Origin of the sequence: Paenibacillus sp. AR247, from assembly GCF_002968895.1 — a bacterium.
GTDB classification, from domain to species: Bacteria; Bacillota; Bacilli; order Paenibacillales; family Paenibacillaceae; genus Paenibacillus_AQ; species Paenibacillus_AQ favisporus.
Genome location: NZ_PCZT01000005.1, coordinates 71145 through 90004, shown reverse-complemented (window position 1 = coordinate 90004; position 18860 = coordinate 71145). Strand labels below are relative to the sequence as shown.

General features: G+C 53.8%; 14 protein-coding genes and 6 pseudogenes. 5 read left to right on the top strand and 15 right to left on the bottom strand.

All coding sequences use genetic code 11. The annotated features are described in order from the left end of the window. Positions 1 to 801 (bottom strand): phospholipase D-like domain-containing protein (locus CPT76_RS04470; RefSeq protein WP_181152688.1); only part of this gene is annotated, 801 nt, incomplete at its 3' end. 198 nt (positions 802 to 999) lie between these two features. Here CPT76_RS04470 and CPT76_RS04465 point away from each other — a divergent pair. Both CPT76_RS04465 and CPT76_RS04460 read left to right on the top strand, forming a co-directional pair. After that, complete coding sequence (locus CPT76_RS04465) at positions 1000 to 1995, top strand: M23 family metallopeptidase (RefSeq protein ID WP_105442061.1); 996 nt, start codon at positions 1000 to 1002, stop codon at positions 1993 to 1995. Between the two features lie 218 nt (positions 1996 to 2213). After that, a pseudogene (locus CPT76_RS04460) lies at positions 2214 to 3020 on the top strand (DNA polymerase domain-containing protein); the annotation flags it as partial. Positions 3021 to 3070: 50 nt separating this feature from the next. Here CPT76_RS04460 and CPT76_RS04455 read toward each other — a convergent pair. Continuing rightward, positions 3071 to 3894, bottom strand: a pseudogene (locus CPT76_RS04455) (YitT family protein). 257 nt (positions 3895 to 4151) lie between these two features. Between CPT76_RS04455 and CPT76_RS04450 the strand changes: the two are divergent. Further along, positions 4152 to 4475, top strand: coding sequence for a YnfA family protein (locus CPT76_RS04450; RefSeq protein WP_105442060.1), 324 nt, complete (start codon positions 4152 to 4154; stop codon positions 4473 to 4475). 31 nt (positions 4476 to 4506) lie between these two features. Here CPT76_RS04450 and CPT76_RS04445 read toward each other — a convergent pair. Beyond that, a pseudogene (locus tag CPT76_RS04445) lies at positions 4507 to 5170 on the bottom strand (phospholipase D-like domain-containing protein); the annotation flags it as partial. 29 nt (positions 5171 to 5199) lie between these two features. On the opposite strand from CPT76_RS04445, the gene CPT76_RS04440 reads away from it, so the two are divergent. Beyond that, on the top strand, positions 5200 to 5619 hold the full coding sequence (locus tag CPT76_RS04440; protein WP_105442059.1) for a bactofilin family protein: 420 nt from the start codon (positions 5200 to 5202) through the stop codon (positions 5617 to 5619). A 107-nt stretch (positions 5620 to 5726) separates the two neighbouring features. Here CPT76_RS04440 and CPT76_RS04435 read toward each other — a convergent pair whose 3' ends face one another. From CPT76_RS04435 to CPT76_RS04415, 5 genes and pseudogenes are all read right to left on the bottom strand, one after another. After that, complete coding sequence (locus tag CPT76_RS04435; RefSeq protein ID WP_105442058.1) at positions 5727 to 6506, bottom strand: ABC transporter permease; 780 nt, start codon at positions 6504 to 6506, stop codon at positions 5727 to 5729. Then, positions 6499 to 7410 (bottom strand): ABC transporter ATP-binding protein, encoded by a 912-nt coding sequence (locus CPT76_RS04430; RefSeq protein WP_105442057.1) that lies wholly within the window; start codon positions 7408 to 7410, stop codon positions 6499 to 6501. The genes CPT76_RS04435 and CPT76_RS04430 overlap by 8 nt, the downstream gene beginning before the upstream one ends. Positions 7411 to 7887: 477 nt before the next feature. Beyond that, entirely contained in the window at positions 7888 to 8844 is a 957-nt protein-coding gene (locus CPT76_RS04425) for an LCP family glycopolymer transferase (protein WP_105442056.1), read from the bottom strand. Between the two features lie 61 nt (positions 8845 to 8905). Then, a pseudogene (locus CPT76_RS04420) lies at positions 8906 to 9510 on the bottom strand (sugar transferase). A 289-nt stretch (positions 9511 to 9799) separates the two neighbouring features. After that, a complete protein-coding gene (locus CPT76_RS04415) occupies positions 9800 to 10105 on the bottom strand; it encodes a hypothetical protein (protein WP_181152687.1) in 306 nt (101 codons plus the stop codon). Between the two features lie 346 nt (positions 10106 to 10451). Here CPT76_RS04415 and CPT76_RS04410 point away from each other — a divergent pair, with 346 nt between their 5' ends. Then, positions 10452 to 10820 carry a helix-turn-helix domain-containing protein gene (locus CPT76_RS04410; protein WP_076175034.1) on the top strand — a complete coding sequence of 123 codons (369 nt, stop codon included), beginning with the start codon at positions 10452 to 10454 and terminating at the stop codon, positions 10818 to 10820. 206 nt (positions 10821 to 11026) lie between these two features. Here CPT76_RS04410 and CPT76_RS37025 read toward each other — a convergent pair whose 3' ends face one another. The 7 genes and pseudogenes from CPT76_RS37025 to CPT76_RS04385 all read right to left on the bottom strand — a co-directional run bounded on the left by CPT76_RS37025 (position 11027) and on the right by CPT76_RS04385 (position 18486). Further along, positions 11027 to 11182: a hypothetical protein gene (locus CPT76_RS37025; RefSeq protein ID WP_163882458.1), complete on the bottom strand. Its 156-nt coding sequence runs from the start codon at positions 11180 to 11182 to the stop codon at positions 11027 to 11029. A gap of 336 nt (positions 11183 to 11518) precedes the next feature. Beyond that, positions 11519 to 11896, bottom strand: coding sequence for a GltB/FmdC/FwdC-like GXGXG domain-containing protein (locus CPT76_RS41880; protein WP_374954602.1), 378 nt, complete (start codon positions 11894 to 11896; stop codon positions 11519 to 11521). Next, positions 11835 to 15310 (bottom strand): annotated as a pseudogene (gltB, locus tag CPT76_RS04400) (glutamate synthase large subunit). Before gltB ends, CPT76_RS41880 begins: the two are co-directional and overlap by 62 nt. Then, positions 15267 to 16048, bottom strand: a pseudogene (locus tag CPT76_RS41875) (class II glutamine amidotransferase domain-containing protein). Before CPT76_RS41875 ends, gltB begins: the two co-directional pseudogenes overlap by 44 nt. A gap of 266 nt (positions 16049 to 16314) precedes the next feature. Then, complete coding sequence (locus CPT76_RS04395) at positions 16315 to 16794, bottom strand: ferritin-like domain-containing protein (protein ID WP_105442054.1); 480 nt, start codon at positions 16792 to 16794, stop codon at positions 16315 to 16317. Positions 16795 to 16889: 95 nt separating this feature from the next. Continuing rightward, positions 16890 to 17573: a metal-dependent hydrolase gene (locus tag CPT76_RS04390; RefSeq protein ID WP_076175040.1), complete on the bottom strand. Its 684-nt coding sequence runs from the start codon at positions 17571 to 17573 to the stop codon at positions 16890 to 16892. A gap of 55 nt (positions 17574 to 17628) precedes the next feature. Further along, positions 17629 to 18486, bottom strand: coding sequence for a cell wall hydrolase (locus CPT76_RS04385; protein WP_105442053.1), 858 nt, complete (start codon positions 18484 to 18486; stop codon positions 17629 to 17631). Between the last annotated feature and the right edge of the window lie 374 nt (positions 18487 to 18860).

Genomic DNA, 18860 nt, shown 5'->3' with positions numbered 1-18860 from the left:
GCAAAAATAAACGGCATCTCCCTCGATCTCCAGGTGCGTGTCGCGCCAATATCCCATTTTCTGATATTTCCCCAAATAGTCATCGCCGACATTCAGCCCGCCGACAAAGCCTTTGGTCCCATCGACGACAATAATTTTGCGGTGGTTGCGGTAGTTGATCCTGCGGTCGATCATGGCCAGAAGCGGCGGCAGGAAGAAGTGGAACTCTACGCCCGCTTCCTTCAGCTCCTGGATGAACCCGCGCCTGCGGCCAAGCCTGTAGCTTCCGAATCCGTCGCAGAGCAGCCTCACCTTGACCCCGGCTTTCGCCTTCCGGACCATGATGTCCTTGAACCGGTTCCCGATATCGTCGTCCCGGAAAATATAAAATTGAATATGTAAGTGATCTTCTGCTTTGTCCATGGCCGCGAGCATTGCGCCAAAGGTATCCTCCCCGTCGGTCAGCACCCTGCTCTTGTTGCAGCCGGTAATCGGGCTCTCGGACAGATGAGACAGCAAATTAAACAAGCGCTCCTGATGCTGAAAATCCTTGCTGTGCATATCCCCGGCACGCTTTACCAAGGACGCCTGACTCCATATCAAGGGACGGATCTCTTGAAACAGGCGCGAACCCTGCGTACGGACCTTCTTCCTCGCTTTATAGTCCTGGGCTACAAAATAATAGACCACAAAGCCGATCAACGGGCAGCAAAACAATATAAACAGCCAGGCGACCGTCTTGTAAGGATTGCGGAATTCCAGAAGCAGAATCGTTGCCGTTTGAAAAATAAAAACGAGTAGTGCGATAAGCAGCCACAGCATACGTCAGCCTCCTTGCGGGTCAAAAGCAATCTGTATGTTCAGGATTGACCACTTTCAACCTGCTTTATTCAGTATTTACCCGGATCGGCCTGATGCAGACGCAGCGGCGGCAAAGATCACATTTTTGACATGTTTTAAGAGATCAGAGAATACATAGAAGATAAGACAAGTACAATCAAGCCGAGGAAAGGAGCCGCCATGAAAAATGCCAAAGGCAATGGGCGGGTGACGCTCCTGGTCATGCGGGACGCCCAGCATTCCGTCAAACAGCTGCATCTCTCCAAGCCCTTGATGATGGCCGTCCCCGCCGTGGCCGTTCTGTCGCTGTCCGGACTCGTTCTTGCGATGCAGGCCCACTCGTCCCAGGTGATCTCCCAGCTGGAGCAGAAGGTCACCGCCGAAAGCCTGAAGAACGTCCAGATGCAGCGGACGGTGAACAGCCGGGAGCAGTCCATCGAGCGCCTGCAGAACGAAATCGTCAACCTGTCGAGCCAAGCCAAAGATATGAAGCAGAGGATGGACCGCGTGGATGAACTGGAGAACCAGCTGCAGCAGTTCATTGACAAGCACGGGACCACCAGTATGGCCGAGCCTGCTTCCGGGGCCAAAGCGTCTTCCCTGTCCTGGGATGCCTCGCAGCATGTCGGTGGCGAATATATCGCTGTGCATGAGAACGATATGCTGGACCTGGCCCAGGAGACGAAAGATGACTTTCAGGAGATGCAGACGCTGCTGCGGTCCATGGAGAACCAAATCCCTTCGACCTTGAAAAAAGCGGAGGAAACGCAGGATCGGATCTCCGGGCAGCCCGACCTGTGGCCGACCGAATCCCGGGTGACGACCTCAAGCTTCGGCTACCGGACGGACCCTTTTACCGGAAGGGCATCCTTCCATGCGGGGATCGATATTGCCGGGGATAACGGAAGCCCCGTATATGCGGCGGGAGCGGGTACGATCGTGACGGCTGAGAACAGCGGCGGTGCGCGGGGACGGTATATCGTCATTGAGCATCCGAACGGCCTGCAAACCTGGTATATGCACCTCAGCAAAATCCAGGCCAATGTTGGCCAAACCGTCGACAAGGGCGAACAGATCGCCGAGCTCGGCTCGACCGGGCGAAGCACCGGCCCCCATCTTCATTTTCAGGTCGTGAAGAAGGATAAGCCCGTTAACCCGCTGCCTTATATTCAGTAGTAGGGTTTGATCGTAAAAAAAACGTCTATCGACGTACCTTCAAAGAAGACAGACCGCGTTTAGCTGAAGTTTTTCTTGCGATTATAGAATGGTTCAGCTTCGCTGAATTTTATAAATTCTATAATCTTAAAGAAAACGTCTATCGACGTACCTTCAAAGAAGACAGACCGCATTTAGCTGAAGTTTTTCTGCGATTATAGAATGGTTCAGCTTCGCCCAAGGCGATTTATTTGCAAAAGCTCGCGGCGCTCGCTCCTTATTTGCTGAAATATTGCCGGAACCGGCTGCTCACGACGATCCGTTATCCGCATGGGGTGCCTGGCGAATTTTTTTATCAAAAAAATGCGCCGGAACCGCTCCCTCCCTATGTCCAGACGGCCGAGAAGGACGGGATCAATTACATCCTGCTGAACGGCCTGCCCGAGCTGCTGTGGCTGGGCAACCTGGCCGCGCTGGAGTTTCACCCGTCCCTCCATTACGCAGGGAGCACGCTGCCCTGTGAATGGATGATTGACCTCGACCCGTCGCGAGAGGTCGAACCCCGGATCATGGAAGCCGCGTCCATCGTCGGCAAAGTGCTGCGCTCGCTCGGACTGCAGTCGGTGCCGAAGACCTCCGGGGCGACGGGTATTCAGATCATCGTGCCGATCAATGAAGGGATCACGTTCGACGAGCTGCGCACCGTCGGGCATTTCGTCGGCATGTTCGTGACGGAGAAGCACCCGGAGCTGTTCACCCTGGAGCGGCTCAAGAAAAACCGCGGCGATAAAATCTACTTCGATTACCTACAGCACTATCAGGGAAAAACACTCGCCGCCCCTTACACCCCCCGGGCACGCCCGGGCGCGACGGTGTCAACCCCGCTGCACTGGGAGGAAGTGGACAGCAACGTTGCCCCGACCGATTTTCATCTGCTTAACATCGAGGAGCGGCTTGCCCGCTACGGCGACCTGATCGCCGCGCTCGCCCCGCAGCCAATCGAGCAGGTGATCCGCCATTTAAGCGCAGCAAAGCCCGGAAGATAACCTTCCGGGCTTTGAAGCATTTCACGGGTCAGTCCAGCTTCGCTGCCCCGCTAATGGATATCTTTTTTCTTGAAACGGCCGCCCTTAACGTCATGGATATTACCAACCGCAAGGAAGGCATCCGGATCCCAATCACCGACGATGGTCTTCAGCTTAGCCTCTTCCAGACGGGTGATGACCACGAAGATCACTTTCTTGCTGTCTCCGGAGTAGGCTCCTTCCCCTTCCAAATACGTGACGCCGCGTCCCAGGCGCTGGGTGAGGGCATCGCCGATGTCCTTGTATTTCTCACTGATGATCCATACCGATTTGGACTGGTCGATCCCTTCGTTGGTGATATCAATCACTTTAAAGGCGATAAAGTAGGCGATCAGCGAATACATCGCGTTATTCCAACCGAAGACGAAGCCCGCACTCGTCAGGATAAAGAAGTTGATGAACATGATGATCTCCCGACGGAGAACGGCGTCTTTTTGTTGATGAGAATCGCGACGATTTCGCTGCCGTCCGTGGAACCCCCTGCCCGGATGACCAGGCCGACGCCCGCACCCAGGATAACGCCTCCGAAGATGGCCGCCAGCAGCGGATCGAACGTAATGGGTTTAACAGGCTCCAGCAGCGCGGTGCCAATCGACATCACCAGGACGGCTGCCAGCGTGGAGAAGGCAAACGTCTTGCCGATTTGCTTGTAACCCAGAAACAAGAAAGGAATATTGAGAACCGTAAGAAAAATACCGAGCGGCAGATGAAAAAGGTGGGACAGCATAATGGAAATGCCGGTAATCCCGCCGTCAATGATGTTATTGTTTACGAGGAATACTTCCAGTGCAACAGAGACCAATCCGGCTCCGATCAGCATGACCAGGATGCGCATGAACACTCTGGCTTTCGAGGTCGGCGCCTTGAGCGGCTGCAAATCCTGCGGCAGGTTTGGCCTATCCGTGGATTGCGGGTTTGAAGGTACAGCCATCGAATCCCCCCGATTCTATAGATTGTTGTAGCATAAAGGGACATGAAACGCCCGGGTAGCATCGTGTACAGCCTAAGAAATCTGGACTTCCGTGATTATTCCCTTACTTTATTATATCATAGTTTTTAGCTGTATATTATCAGGATGGGAGTTTTTCTGTCATGAAATCCTTATTATTATTTATTACGGCCGGGCTGGCCGAGATCTGTGGCGGTTACCTGGTATGGCTGTGGATCAAGGACGCGAAGCCCTGGTGGTTCGGCGCGGCGGGCAGCCTGCTACTGATCCTGTACGGGATCATTCCCACCCTGCAGAATTATCCTTCCTTCGGCCGGGTTTATGCCGCATACGGGGGCATCTTTATCGTCCTCGCCCTGCTGTGGGGCTGGTGGATCGACAAAAACACGCCCGACGTCTACGACTGGATCGGAGCGGCTCTGTGCATGGCCGGCGTATCCGTTATTCTATGGGCTCCACGGCACTAGGCTTGGCAGCAGCAGATTCAGGACCGCGCGGTTACAGCAGCGGGGACAGCATCCGGCACAGCACTTCCGCCAGCTTATGCCGAAACGGCCGGGCCTGAAACTCCTCGGTTACGATTTGATGGCTCTGGCTCATATCTTCCTTGAAATCTTTCACCAGCCGGTCGATCGAGGATTGCTCGAACAGCGCTGCCGTCAGCTCGAAATTGCAGAAAAAGCTCCGCATGTCCATGTTAGCGGTACCTACCGAGGCCATCAGGTCGTCGACGATCATGACCTTGGCATGAATGAAGCCTTTCTGATATTCATAGAACTTCACTCCGGCCAGCAGCAGGTCTTCAATATAGGAGAGCGAAGCGAGATGCACCAGCCTGGAATCGGCTTTCAATGGAATGATGATCCGCACGTCCACTCCGCTGACCGCAGCGGTTTTGAGTCCTTCATAGATGCCCTGATCGGGAATAAAGTAGGGCGAGGTGATCCAGATCCTTTTTTTCGCGACCGTAATCGCGCCAAAGCACATCTCCTGGATGGCGTTCCAATCCTGATCCGGTCCGCTGCTGACGATTTGAACCTGTTCATCGGCTTCGCATTGATGCTTGGGAAACAGTGCAGGGTCCGACAACCGCTCGCCTGAAGCGAGCTTCCAGTCGCTCAAAACACATTTTGCAAAAATAAACGGCATCTCCCTCGATCTTATAATCTTAAAAAAGGAGGGATTTCAAACATGAGCAGATCCAAAGCGAGCCGGCACCAGAGCGCAACGGACACTTTGATCGGCAAAGGGACAGAAATCGAAGGGACGCTGGCCTGTGAGGCCAACCTGCGCATCGAAGGCAAATTTAACGGCGTCATTGAGAGCAAAGGCAGCGTCATTGTCGGGGAGCATGCAGTGGCAAGATCGCATATTCATGCCAGAGAGGTCATCATTGCCGGAAAAGTGTACGGCGATGTGACGACGCTCGGCCGGCTGACCATCACGGCGACCGGGCAGATGTTCGGTGACGTGCTGGGGGCAACGTCGCTGGTCATTACCGAGGGCGGCATCCTCCACGGATCCAGCAAAATGGAGCTGAAGGACGCCCCGGAGGAAATGGCGCTGGAGACCGCCTCCACCCCGCGGTATTTGGAATCGGAAGCCGGCTGATGTGGCCTGAAGCTTCTGCTTTCTTAAATCAACAAAAAACGCAGTCGCAAGTGAACGGATCACGTCCACATGCACTGCGTTTTTTTGGCTTTTAATATCGTGACAGGTCAGGCCGCGACGTCCCGTTTGCCGAACACGGTCCAGGCGATGACCAGAAACAAGACGTAGTAGATGGCCAGAATCAAAATCGAGAAGCCGAGCGTCACGCCTCCAGGTCCCACCGAAGAGGCCAGATACTGCGACAGGTCCATGTGCATAAACGGCAAAAACTTCGCCCAGCTGTAGCGCTCAGGGTTGAACAGCATATTAAAGATGCCCTTCGCGAACATGATGAACAGCGACAGCCCGATGGCGAGCCCGCTTGCCCGGAACACGGCCGAGAGCATAAAGGCCAGCGCCACGGTCATGAACAGGTCTACATAATCGCATAGCATAATCAGAAAGTAATGACGCGGCCCGATGCGCTCACCCATAAGGGACCCGCCCGCTCCTCCCGAGAAGAAGATTGCAGAGACCCCGTATGACACAACGATCAGCAGCACCGTGCACAGCAGGCTGAACAGCACAACGGCAATATATTTGGAGAGCAGAATCTTCGATCGGCTCCATGGGCGGATCAGCAGCAGCTTGATCGTACCCCAGGAGAATTCGCCTGCAACGGAATCCGAGGCGACCACAACCGAAAATATGGTGCACAGAAAAAACGTAAACGCCCCGGTCTGAAGCACGCTTTCCCATAAGCTGATATTGCCCCCGCCATCCGCCAAGTGAAACAGGAGCGGCATCAGAATGTTGACGATGACCAGGATCGACAGCATGATCCACGTCCGGGCTCTCCGGTATATCTTCATGTTCTCGTTCTGCACGAGATGGATAAAGCTACCCAATCTGATCACTTCCCGTCATTTCCAAGAATTGGTCCTCCAGCGACCGGGTTATCTTCTGAATCCCGTACACCTTGAATCCGCTCTGGACGAGCCGGGCATTCGTGTCGGCAATGCCATTTCGGTCGAGCCGGACGATCAGCAGTCCATCGCGTACCGTACCGCCCCCAAGCAGCTCCTGCGCCTGCTCCGGCCGGTCCAGCGCAAATGCCGTTTCCACGGTCGTCTCCTCCGCTCCCTCAACACCGGCCAGTGTGCGTACGTCAATCAACCGTCCGTTCTGGATGATGGCCACGGCGTCGCACATCAGCTCCATCTCGGACAGCAGATGGCTGGAGACGAATACCGTCGTCCCCTCTTCCCTGCACAGCCGGCGCAGGTAGTCCCTCAGCTCGCGGATTCCCTGCGGGTCCAGCCCGTTGGTGGGCTCGTCCAGGATCAGCAGCTTCGGACGGTGCAAAATCGCCTGAGCTACGCCCAGGCGCTGCCGCATGCCCAGCGAATACGTCCGCACCGGGTCCTGAATCCGGTTGCTCAGCCCTACGAGCTGAACCACTTCCTGAATGCGCTCCTCGGTAATCCCTGACATCATCCGGGCAAAGTGACGGAGGTTTTCATACCCCGTCAAAAACTTATACATCTCCGGGTTTTCCACGATCGCCCCCACGTGGACGATGGCCTGCTCAAAATGATCCTTGATGCTGTAACCGCAAATTTTAATATCTCCCTTGGTGATCTTGGTCAGCCCGACCATCATGCGGATAGTCGTCGTTTTTCCGGCCCCGTTCGGACCGAGAAAGCCAAAGACCTGCCCGGGAGGGATGTCCAGCGTAACATCCTCAACCAATGTTTTGGATGAGACTTTCTTCGTGACACCTTCCAGCCGAACCACCGGTTCCTGCTGCATTTCTATCACCCCTTCTGCCCAAGTCTGGCCCCATTGTAGCATATTCGCCTTGCAGATGCCCATCATATGGGAAATCTGCCTCTGATTGTGTCTGCGAATAACATAGGGTACAGCAGCCCAGGGGAATCACTGTGCGGTAAAATCCCGTCCGGAACACAAGTGCCGTGTCCGACATAGGGATGACCTGCTCACATCGCAAGCAGAATACGGATAGCTGACTGTTCAAGAGAATCGACTTCCCTTCCATGAAGTGTGTCTTTGCGCTTAAAGTTATGACCAACGACTTATTATAGATACATTCTGTAACATGCACACCAAGAAATCTACATGAATCTGCATCCTTTGTCAAGGAAACTGACGGTTTTCGTCGAAAAATAACCCCACAAAGTGGGGCTTATGAATCAATTCGGGTTCCGAGATGCTGCAAAGGACGCCGGAAATGAAAAAGCAAGCGTGACATCAAGCCACGCCTGCCTCTTATTGTAAATGCTCTTTAATGACATTATGGATGCGCTGCCGCTCCTCATCGCTGACCATGTAATACCAAATTCCGTTGATCTTCTTGCCCTGGCCCTTGATCTCCACCTGCTCGATTGTCTTCAGGTCAGAGCGGTAATCGGTCACGAAGGTCTTCATATTGTCGAAAGTGATGTCCGTCCTGACACTGTCGCCTACCTGGTTCAGTAGGGATTCGACTTTTACGACATTCGATATTTTGAGCGCATTATTGATCACCTGCTCTAAAATTTCCCGCTGCCGTGCATTACGCCCCAAATCTCCGCGCGGATCGTCATACCGCATCCGGGAGAAGGCCAGCGCCTCGGAGCCGTCCAGCTTTAAGTCGCCCTGTTTGAAATCGTATCCTTCATATTGGAAGGCAAACGGATTATTCACTTCCACCCCACCGAGCAAATCAATGATTTTGGCGAAGCCCTCCATATTGACCTTGATGTAATAGTTGACCGGGTAACCGAGGAAGTGCTCTACCGTCGCGACCGACATGTTTACGCCGCCAAAGGCGTAAGCATGGTTGATCTTGTCCGTCGTCCCGTGACCGACGATTTCGGTTCTTGTGTCACGCGGGATGTTGAACATCAGGATACTCTGCTTGGCCGGATTTACCGTCAGCAGGATCATCGAGTCCGAGCGGCCCGGGTCGTCCTCGCGCTGATCCACACCCATGACCAGAACAGTAAACGGCTCCCTTTCATTCAAATGAACCGCCGGCGGGTTTTCGGCGCTCTTGGACGTATCCGCCTGGCCGCCCGTCTTGCCATCGGAGCTGACAGTTACCGGTACAATGGACGGTTCCCGCTTTTCATATATTTCGTTAGCCGTCGCTTTGACCGAATTGTAAATATACAATCCGTATCCCGCGACGCCGACCACCAGCACCGATACGACGGCGATGGTCGAAACAACCCATTTTTTCATGATGCATCTGCCACCTTCCTAATGGACACAGCTGCGCCCTGCGCACTTGGTCACGCAGCGGTTAGTACGCATTATCCGCGCCGAACAGCACCTTGACCGTTTTACAAATGATGATCATATCCATCCATATCGACTGTTCGTTTATGTATTTGAGGTCCAGCTCGACCATTTCCTGAAATCCCACATGGTTCCTTCCGCTGACCTGCCACAAACCTGTGCACCCCGGGACAACGAGCAGCCTCTGCATATCGTAGGAAGTATAGTCGCTTACCTCCCGGGGCAAAGGCGGTCTTGGCCCGACCAGGCTCATATTTCCTTTCAGCACATTCACAAGCTGGGGCAGCTCATCAATGCTCGTTTTGCGGATGAACCGGCCGACCCGGGTGACCCGCGGATCGTTTTTCATTTTGAACATCGCCCGGTCACATCGCTTTGCTGGATCAAATTGCCGAGCATCAGCTCGGCTCCGCTGACCATCGACCGGAATTTGTACATCTTAAATGGTGTGCCCCCACGCCCGACGCGGACCTGGGAGAAAAACACCGAGCCTTTTGGATCCTCCAGCTTGATAAGCAAGGCAACGGCTAGGAATACCGGACATAAAAAAATCAGCCCAATAAGCGATAAGCTAATATCCAGGGTTCGCTTGGCCCAAAGGTACAACATCCTGTCTTTTCGGGGAGTGATCGGAAGGGGCTTGCCGACGTCCACCGTTTTGTTCAGCGGATTCATGCTGCTCATAAATGAACATCCTCGTCGCTTTGAAGCATCTGCATCAGGAAATCCAAGGTCAACGTACGTCCCATGACTGATCCATCCCCCGCTCTCAATATAAGTCCAACCGGACGATCACATGACAGGCTTTTACTTCAGCCTTTTTAAAGCAAAGCACTATGCAGCCCTTTGATAAATAGTGTAAAATGTCTGTATCCCATTACGAAAAAACGTAAGATTTTTATGCTTTGATATCAAAATGGTGTCCTGGGCCGGGGAAAGAATCGTGGTCACAGGGACTTTCATACGGTGTGGAGGCCGCTCGGCCGCCTCGTTGTGGGCGGTTGTGGTGTTTTGTCATGCGCTCCGGCTCCTGCTGCGGGGATTCAATACGAATGCCGTATTGGTGGGCCTTAAAGGAGATGCTGCTTTCTTTCCAAGCCACGGTGCCGTACACCTGACGGGCAGGGGCATTTGGAACGTGGATAATGAACCCCAGCCTGAGCTCGGGCACGACGGGGAGATCCAAGTCGCTGATGATTACCATTCGGCTTGGCTCGTATTCCCATAAGATGACAGGACGGGTCCGATGCAGAAAAACCGTCTGGTTCCCGACCTGATGGATATACATATACGTTTGAAGATGTATGCCATGTGCTGTTAACATATTCATCGGATTATTCCTGCCTCATGGTATGAAAATCGGGATAACGCCTTATACTGCTAAAGGATACGTAACGTCTCAACAATTGATACAAATGGTATCATTTCCAATTTTCACTTTACGATACATTTTGTAACTAGTCAATACTTATTTCCTATATGAATCTATTTTTGCGACATTTTGTTTCTAACTTTATGTATTTTTTCAGGTATTCGGAGGAGGTTAATTCATGAATCATGGTAATCGCATCGCAGAATTGCGGGACCAACGCGGCTGGACCCAGGAGGAATTGGCCCAATCCATAGGCATTACGCGAGCCGCACTATCCCACTATGAAAAGAACCGCCGTAAACCTGATTTTGAGATTCTGACCAAACTGGCTGACAAATTTGACGTTTCCATCGATTATCTGATCGGCCGTACGAACCAGCCGAAGATTGTCATGGATCCGGAGGTCCGGGATTTTGTCGATCAACTGGAGCTTTCGGACGAGGACTTGCTGGAAAAGTTCAATTTGACGATTGACGGCCGCCGCTTGTCTGAGGAAGAAGCCAAACGTTTTATCGCTTTTGTGCGGATGGAACGGTCCATGAAATAATGAAAAACCTCAGCTTTCCTTGAACTTAGGAGGGCTGAGGTTTTTATAGGTTCGGTTACCGTAATTCGACGGGGTACCCTTTTGGAGCATATGGAAGTCAACTGCTGCAGGGCGGCCTCCCTGTCTAAAATCGGATTGATAAAACGTTTTCTGTCCCTCCTTGTCGTTTTATGCGAACCCCCCGGACACGATCTGCGAAATTTCCGCTAATCCGTCCCCTTCTCCATCTTTTGAACAAAGCGCTTCCAGTTGTCAGGGTGAATCCCGCATTGCTCCAACACTTTCATGATGTCCAATTGGGTTTGCTCCGGAAGTTCTTGGTTGGACCGGGCCTCGGCACCGAACTTTCTCTCATCTCTCATCGAAGATACCCTCGCTCCACTCAACATATTATCCAAAATGATTTCCACGGCTACTCTTTTGTTGACAAATACAACGTCTGTTCCAAGTATGAATGTCAAGAATCAGCCAAGTGACTAGGTCTTTTTTATTATATCCCAAGCCTCTTCTGGATGTTGTCGTCTAATGGGACAATTGCTTTTTGAAGCAGGTTCTATTTTTGTCGAAAAAATGGGCATACGATTTATGTCTCCAATTGAAAACATTTCGTATGCCCTTTCCAGCAATTATTGCGCAAATATGAAAATTTCAACCTTGTTGATAGGAATTATGTCTTTATAACATCCGGTTTGGAAGAATTAGTTGTTTCCCGCTCTCGCGAGCTCGCGCATGTTGGCTTCGAAGGCGGCCAGCAGGGCAGCTTCGCCGCTCAGTCCATTCTCCTGAACCTTGCGGATTTGCTGTGTCATCCGCTTGTAATCCTTCGGAATGACGCGGACAAACTGGCCGAGGCTGTGCTCCCAGTCTTCCAGCACACGCTCACCGACAGCACTCTCCGTGTAGTTGACATGCTTCTCGATCATGCTCTTCAGTTCCTGGACTTCCTCTGCATCTTCAACGCGCTCCAGAAGAATCATCTCCAGGTTGCAGCGGTCGATAAACGTACCCTGCGGATCATAGACGTAGGCGATGCCGCCCGACATGCCCGGCGCCAAAGTTACGTCCCGTTTCCCCAAGGATGACGACGCGGCCGCCTGTCATATATTCGCATCCGTGATCGCCAACGCCTTCAACGACGACATTCACGCCGGAGTTGCGGACCGCAAAGCGTTCGCCGGCGATGCCGCGGATGTACGCCTCGCCGCTTGTCGCGCCATAAAAAGCCGTGTTGCCGATAATGATGTTCTCTTCGGCCTTGAACGTTGATTTCGGCGACGGCTTCACGATCAGCTTCCCGCCGGAGAGCCCTTTGCCGGTGTAGTCATTCGCGTCGCCAACCACGGTCAGCGTGATGCCCTTCGGAACGAAGGCGCCCAAGCTTTGGCCGGCCGTTCCCGTAAAGGTCAGCGAAATCGTGTCTTCCGGCAGGCCGGCTGCCCCGTACTTCCGCGTGACTTCGCTGCCGAGAATCGTGCCTACGGCGCGGTCTACGTTCGTAATCGAAAGCTCGCCGGTAACTGGCGTTCCGTCTTCCAGCGCCGGTGCTGCCAGCTTCAGCAGCTCACGCATATCCAGCGTCTCTTCGAGACCGTGGTTCTGGGTCTTCGTGCGGTAGCGCGTGCTACCTTCCGGAAGCTCCGGTGTGTGCAGCAGAACGGACAGATCGATGCCTTGCTTCTTCCAATGTCCGTTCGCCTCTTCGGCATCCAGGCAGTCCGTGCGTCCGATCATCTCTTGGATCGTACGGAAGCCGAGCTCCGCCATTATTTCACGCATATCTTCTGCCACGAATCTCATGAAGTTAACGACATGCGCCGGATCGCCCATGAAGTTCTTGCGCAGTTCCGGATTCTGGGTAGCTACCCCAACCGGACAGGTGTCCATCTGGCAGACACGCATCATGATACAGCCAAGTGCCACGAGCGGAGCCGTAGAGAAGCCATACTCTTCGGCACCCAGCAGCGCTGCGACGGCCAGATCGCGTCCGTTCAGCATTTTGCCGTCCGTTTCCAGGACGACGCGGTCGCGCAGGTTATTCAGGATGAGCGTCTGGTGCGTTTCCGCAACGCCCAGTTCCCAAGGAAGACCCGCATGGCGGATGGATCCCTGCGGCGATGCACCGGTACCACCGTCATATCCGCTGACGAGGATAATGTCGGCACGGCCTTTGGCCACCCCGGCCGCGATCGTTCCGACGCCAACCTCGGACACGAGCTTCACGTTGATGTTCGCGCGCGGATTGGAGTTCTTCAGATCATAAATCAGCTCCGCCAAATCCTCGATCGAGTAAATGTCATGATGCGGCGGCGGAGAAATCAAGCCCACGCCCGGCGTAGAACCGCGCACTTCGGCAACCCAAGGATATACTTTACGGCCCGGAAGCTGTCCGCCTTCACCCGGCTTCGCTCCCTGCGCCATCTTGATTTGTATTTCGTCCGCGTTCACCAGGTAGTTCGACGTCACGCCAAACCGGCCGGACGCCACCTGCTTGATCGCGCTGCGGCGGGAATCGCCGTTCGCATCCGGAATATAACGCGCCGGATCTTCGCCGCCCTCACCGGTGTTGCTCTTGCCGCCGATGCGGTTCATCGCAATCGCGAGGCTTTCGTGAGCTTCCTTACTGATGGAGCCGAAGGACATGGCACCGGTCTTGAAGCGTCTCATAATGGACTCGATCGGCTCGACTTCCTCAATCGGAACCGGAGCTCCTACCGGTTTCAGTTTCAGCAGCGAGCGGATCGTCAGATGCTTCTCGTTCTCGCCCTGAACAAGCTTCGCGTACTTTTTGTACACCTGGTAATCGCCGGTGCGTACGGCCTGCTGAAGCAGGTGGATCGTCTGCGGGTTGAACAGATGCTCCTCCCCGTCCTTGCGCCATTGATAGTCGCCTCCGGAATCGAGCACCTTGTCGCTTCCGTCCTTGTCGGTAAAGGCGCGGTTGTGGTGGGCCAGCGCTTCGGCCGCCACTTCTTCCAGGCCGATGCCGCCGATGCGGGACGGCGTACGGGTAAAGTACTTCTCGACAAAATCTTCTTTGAGTCCGACGGCTTCAAAGATTTGCGCGCCGCGGTAGGATTGGATTGTCGAGATGCCCATTTTGGACAAAATTTTCACCACGCTCTTCGTCGCGGCTTTGATATAGTTTTTAACGGCTTTCTCGTGCGTCACGCCGCGCAGCAGCCCCTGCTGGATCATGTCGTCCAGCGTTTCGAACGCCAGGTAAGGGTTGACGGCGCTCACGCCGTAACCGAGCAGCAGCGCGTAATGATGCACTTCACGAGGTTCGCCGGATTCGAGCAAAATGCTGACTTTCGTCCGCGTTCCTTGGCGGATCAAATGATGATGCAGGCAGGATACGGCAAGAAGCGCCGGAATCGCCGCATTTTCTTTGTCCACGCCGCGGTCGGACAGGATCAGGATGTTGTGGCCTTTCTTGATCACGCGGTCGGCCGCTTCGCACAATCCGTCAAGCGCCTTGCGCAGGCCTTCCGCCCCCTCTTCTGCAGGGAAGAAGATCGGAATCGTCATCGACTTGAAGCCGGGACGATGCACGTGGCGGATCTTCGCGAAGTCTTCATTCGAGAGAACCGGCGTGTCCAGACGGATCTGGCGGCAGCTCTCAGGCTCCGGATGCAGCAGGTTGCGCTCCGGTCCGATCGTCGTTCCGGTCGCGGTGATAATCTCTTCGCGGATCGCGTCGATCGGCGGGTTGGTCACCTGCGCGAACATTTGTTTAAAGTAGTTGTACAGGCGCTGCGGCTTGTCGGACAGCACCGCCAGCGGCGCGTCGTAGCCCATCGAGGCTACCGCTTCCTGGCCGGTCGAAGCCATCGGTTCCAGCACTTTGCGCAGATCTTCGAACGTATAGCCGAAAGAGAGCTGCAGCTGCTGCACGTTGTCATGCTTCGGATTCGGCAGCTCCGGCGCGTCCGGAAGCTCATCCAGATTGACCAGATGCTCGTCGAGCCACTCGCGGTACGGCTGCTCGGCAGCGATCTGGGCTTTCACTTCCTCGTCAGAAATGATCCGTCCTTCCTTCGTATCTACGAGCAGCATTCTGCCCGGACGGAGACGGTCCTTGTACAGGACATCCTCAGCTGGAATGTCGAGCACGCCAGCTTCCGAAGAAAGAATAATCAGGTCGTCCTTCGTCACGTAATAACGGGACGGACGGAGTCCGTTCCGGTCAAGAATGGCGCCGATTTGGACGCCGTCGGTGAACGCCATAGCCGCCGGTCCGTCCCACGGTTCCATCAGCGTGCTGTGGTATTCGTAGAACGCTTTTTTCGTTCGTCCATGCTTTCATGGTTGTTCCAAGGCTCCGGCACCATCATCATGGCGACGTGTGGCAGGGAACGTCCACTCAGGTACAGGAACTCAAACGTGTTATCGAACATGGCGGTATCCGAACCGTCCGGATTGATGACCGGCTTGACCTTCTCCAGGTCATCCCCAAAAAATATCGCTCTTAAACAGCGACTGGCGCGCATGCATCCAGTTCACGTTGCCGCGGAGCGTGTTGATCTCCCCGTTGTGAATCATGAAGCGGTACGGGTGCGCCGTTCCCAGCTCGGGAAGGTGTTCGTGCTGAAACGCGAGTGAACGAGGGCGATCGCCGTCTCCACCAGCTCGTTTCTCAGATCCAGATAGAACTGCCCCACCTGAATGGTGGTCAGCATCCCTTTGTATACGATTTTCCGGCACGAAAGGCTGGAAATATAGAAGGAGTCCGCCTGCGGAGCGTCGCCATAACGGATGGCCAGCTCGGCGCGTCTGCGGATGATGTACAGCTTGCGCTCAAAGTCCATTTCGTCCTTCACATCGATGCTGCGTCCGATGAAAATCTGCCGTACGTACGGCTTGGCTTCCTTCGCGGATTTGCCCAGCATCTCGTCATAGGTCGGAACGTCGCGGAAGCCCAGGAACTGCTGCCCTTCTTCCCGGATGATTTCGACGAGCCGGCTCTCATGAGCCTCCCGAACGGCTTCGTCGTGGGAAAGGAACAGCATGCCTACGCCGTATTGCCCCGGTTCAGGCAGCTCAAAGCCGATCCGGGCCGCTTCTTCCGCAAAGAAGCGGTGAGGAATTTGCAGCATGATCCCGGCGCCGTCACCGGAATTAGGCTCGCTGCCCTGTCCGCCACGGTGCTCCATATTCTCGAGCATCGTCAGAGCCTGGCCTACGATCTCATGGGAGGCCCGGCCTTTGATATGAGCAACGAAGCCCATGCCGCAGGCGTCTTTTTCAAACTGCGGATCATAAAGTCCCTGCTTAGGGGGAAGTACCGTATGTCTCATGGAAAGCAACCTTTCTATCTTCAGAATAAATAAATGCAAGTAAATCCAGATACATCAAAATAAACCAGTACGAAGACGACATTGGCTACAAGAATAATACTTCATGCTCACTAGGGGAATGGGGTATGCGACAACGGCGGAAATCCTCGTTGCATGGGGGAATGGTTTTCTTTTTGTTATAAAACGTCGATAATTATTCAAAATGAATTGTCGGCGATGCCAATGGTGCCCTTGTGCTTCATGTCGCCGTTTTCGTGGAAATAATTGCTGTACAAAAACTGCAGCCGGCTGACCCAGCGCATTTCGCTGTTCATCGCGCGCAGCATCAGCTTCTGGACCTTCGGGTCCGTCGCCGTCAGCATCAGGTCCGAATAATTCCACGCATTTTCGAGTGCGTCATCGACGGTCGTTTTCAGTCCGGTTACATACGCCCTGGGCGTTTCAACCTTGCTGAAGACCGGGTAGCAGCCGGTATGCTCATAATAGAGACGGGTTAGCTCGGCAAGACGGCCCTGCCGCTCCTCTTCGACCACGCGGCTGAAATAAATCCGGTGGTCCGGCGGCGCCAGCTCCTGAAGCCTTCGTCCCTTGCGGATCGCTTCGTACTCGCCCTGTACGGCTTTCTGCAGCTCGCCGGCCGGCAAATACCCGTTATGTTCACTAGTTCGGTAAAACAACCAACCCCCGCCTTTCCGATAGGCTAATGTTACGATACTGTATGCCCGGATACGGCGGGGGGTGCCATTTGTCAAAACCACCGCTTCATCAGCGGTCAGATCTCAATGCTCTCTCCCGGCTTGAGCGCGTGTCCTTCAATGCCTTCCTGATGAAGACGGTCGCAGAAGAGCGTACTGTTCTGGTTAATGGCAGGGAAAGTGTTGTAATGTACCGGGATGACACGGTCCGCCCGGAGCCATTTGGCCGCCAGCAGCGCATCGTCCGGTCCCATCGTCAGCACGTCGCCGATCGGCAGCGCGGCAGCATCGATCTGATTCATTTCACCGATAAGCCGCATGTCGCCGAACAGCGCCGTATCTCCCGCATGGAAGAACGTTTTGCCGCCCATGGTCAGCAGGATGCCCGCCGGTTCTCCGGCATAGATCAGCGCGTCGCCGTCCTGTACCGCAGAGCTGTGGAAAGCCAGCGTGTATTTGACCTTGAATCCGTCAAACTGCTGCTGCCCCCCGATGTTCATGGCAAAGGTTTTCGCGCCCTTCTTGCGGCAGAACTCCGCCAGCTCGAACACGGCGACAATCGGACAATCATTCGCTTTGGCAATCTCCAGCGCATCGCCAAAGTGGTCGGAGTGCCCATGGGTGAGCAGCACCGCATCAACACGGATATCCGCAGGCGCAATACCCGATGCCGGATTGCCCGAGAGAAACGGATCGATGATCACGCTCCGGCCGCCTTCCTCCACCACCACACAGGAATGACCATAATACGTAATTTTCATATGAACGCCACCTCCTCATTATCCTTTACCCATAAACATTTTAAACTTACGGGATTTATTTGTAAAAGGAGTGGTTGCCGATCGTCTTGGCCAGGGTCCGCGTATGGTGAACCGTCAGGTCGTCGGCCAGCTTCAGCGACAGAAAATAATACGTATCATCCGAGACTTCCTTGCGTCCGTTAAGCGCCTCATTGACGGCATGAATCGAATCCTCGTTCGGCTTCACACGGTCAAAACGGCCGTTCGCCACAGGACTGAACTGATATCTCTGGTAAATGACTTTTCTAATCGTATCGGGAAAATTGGCTGACCGCAGCCGGTTCAAGACAACATTGGCCACAGCCACTTTGCCTTTGTACGGTTCGCCTTCGGCTTCTGCCATCACGATTCTACGGAGCAGAAGCACGTCCTCAGCGGTTACCTTGTACTGTTTGGTCGCTTCCGACTTCTGGGAAGGACTGAGCAGTTTGGTCCGGCTGAAGAATAACGTGGTGGGGGGATTCAGTTTTGGATCCAGCTTCGGCTTGGCTGCAACAGCTACAGCTTTCTTTGCCTTAGGCTTTGCTTGCACAGCTTGGGCCTTTTTGGCGGCAGCCGGTGTTTGTGCTGAAATCCCTTCAACAAAAAGGGGATGATGCTTAACGTTCCATTTTTTCAATAAATTTACATTCAAAAGCTGCACGGAGTTTTCCGCGGTTAACGGGTGTTTTGCCCCCTGTATGGATAAATGCTGCGGGCTTGCGCCTGCTTCATCGTTCTTGCTGTATGTTACGGCCCCCAGTTGATTCGTGCTGTCGTTATACTGCATTTTATGCATCTGCTCGTTTTGCAGCAGCATGCAAATTGCAGAGAAACACACCAGAAGCACACCGATCAGCAGTGCCATCCAGCGGTTTTGACGTAATGTGTACATGTTTCTCCTCCTATATTTCCGGCACATTCCCTCTTTAAGTAACCAAAAATACAGGTTTTGAATAACCTTTGGAAACATTTTCAGTCAATTGCTGTATCCGAGATCGTACAATAACTGACAAACAGGACAGTCTTTACAACACATGTTGCTTAGGAACGGCACAAATTTACTTCACAGGATACGGCAACAAAGGGAATTCGATATTCGATCATGTGCGGAAAAATAATATTCGATTTCTATTGCTATTTATTTCCAGTCTACGAATCTTTCATTTGAACGGCCTCTAGTATCTCATACATTGGCTTTTCGTGCAAATGCGTGGAAAAAAGTACAAATTCATCGGCCTCCCAAATCAGAGGCTGATTTTTCCCTTC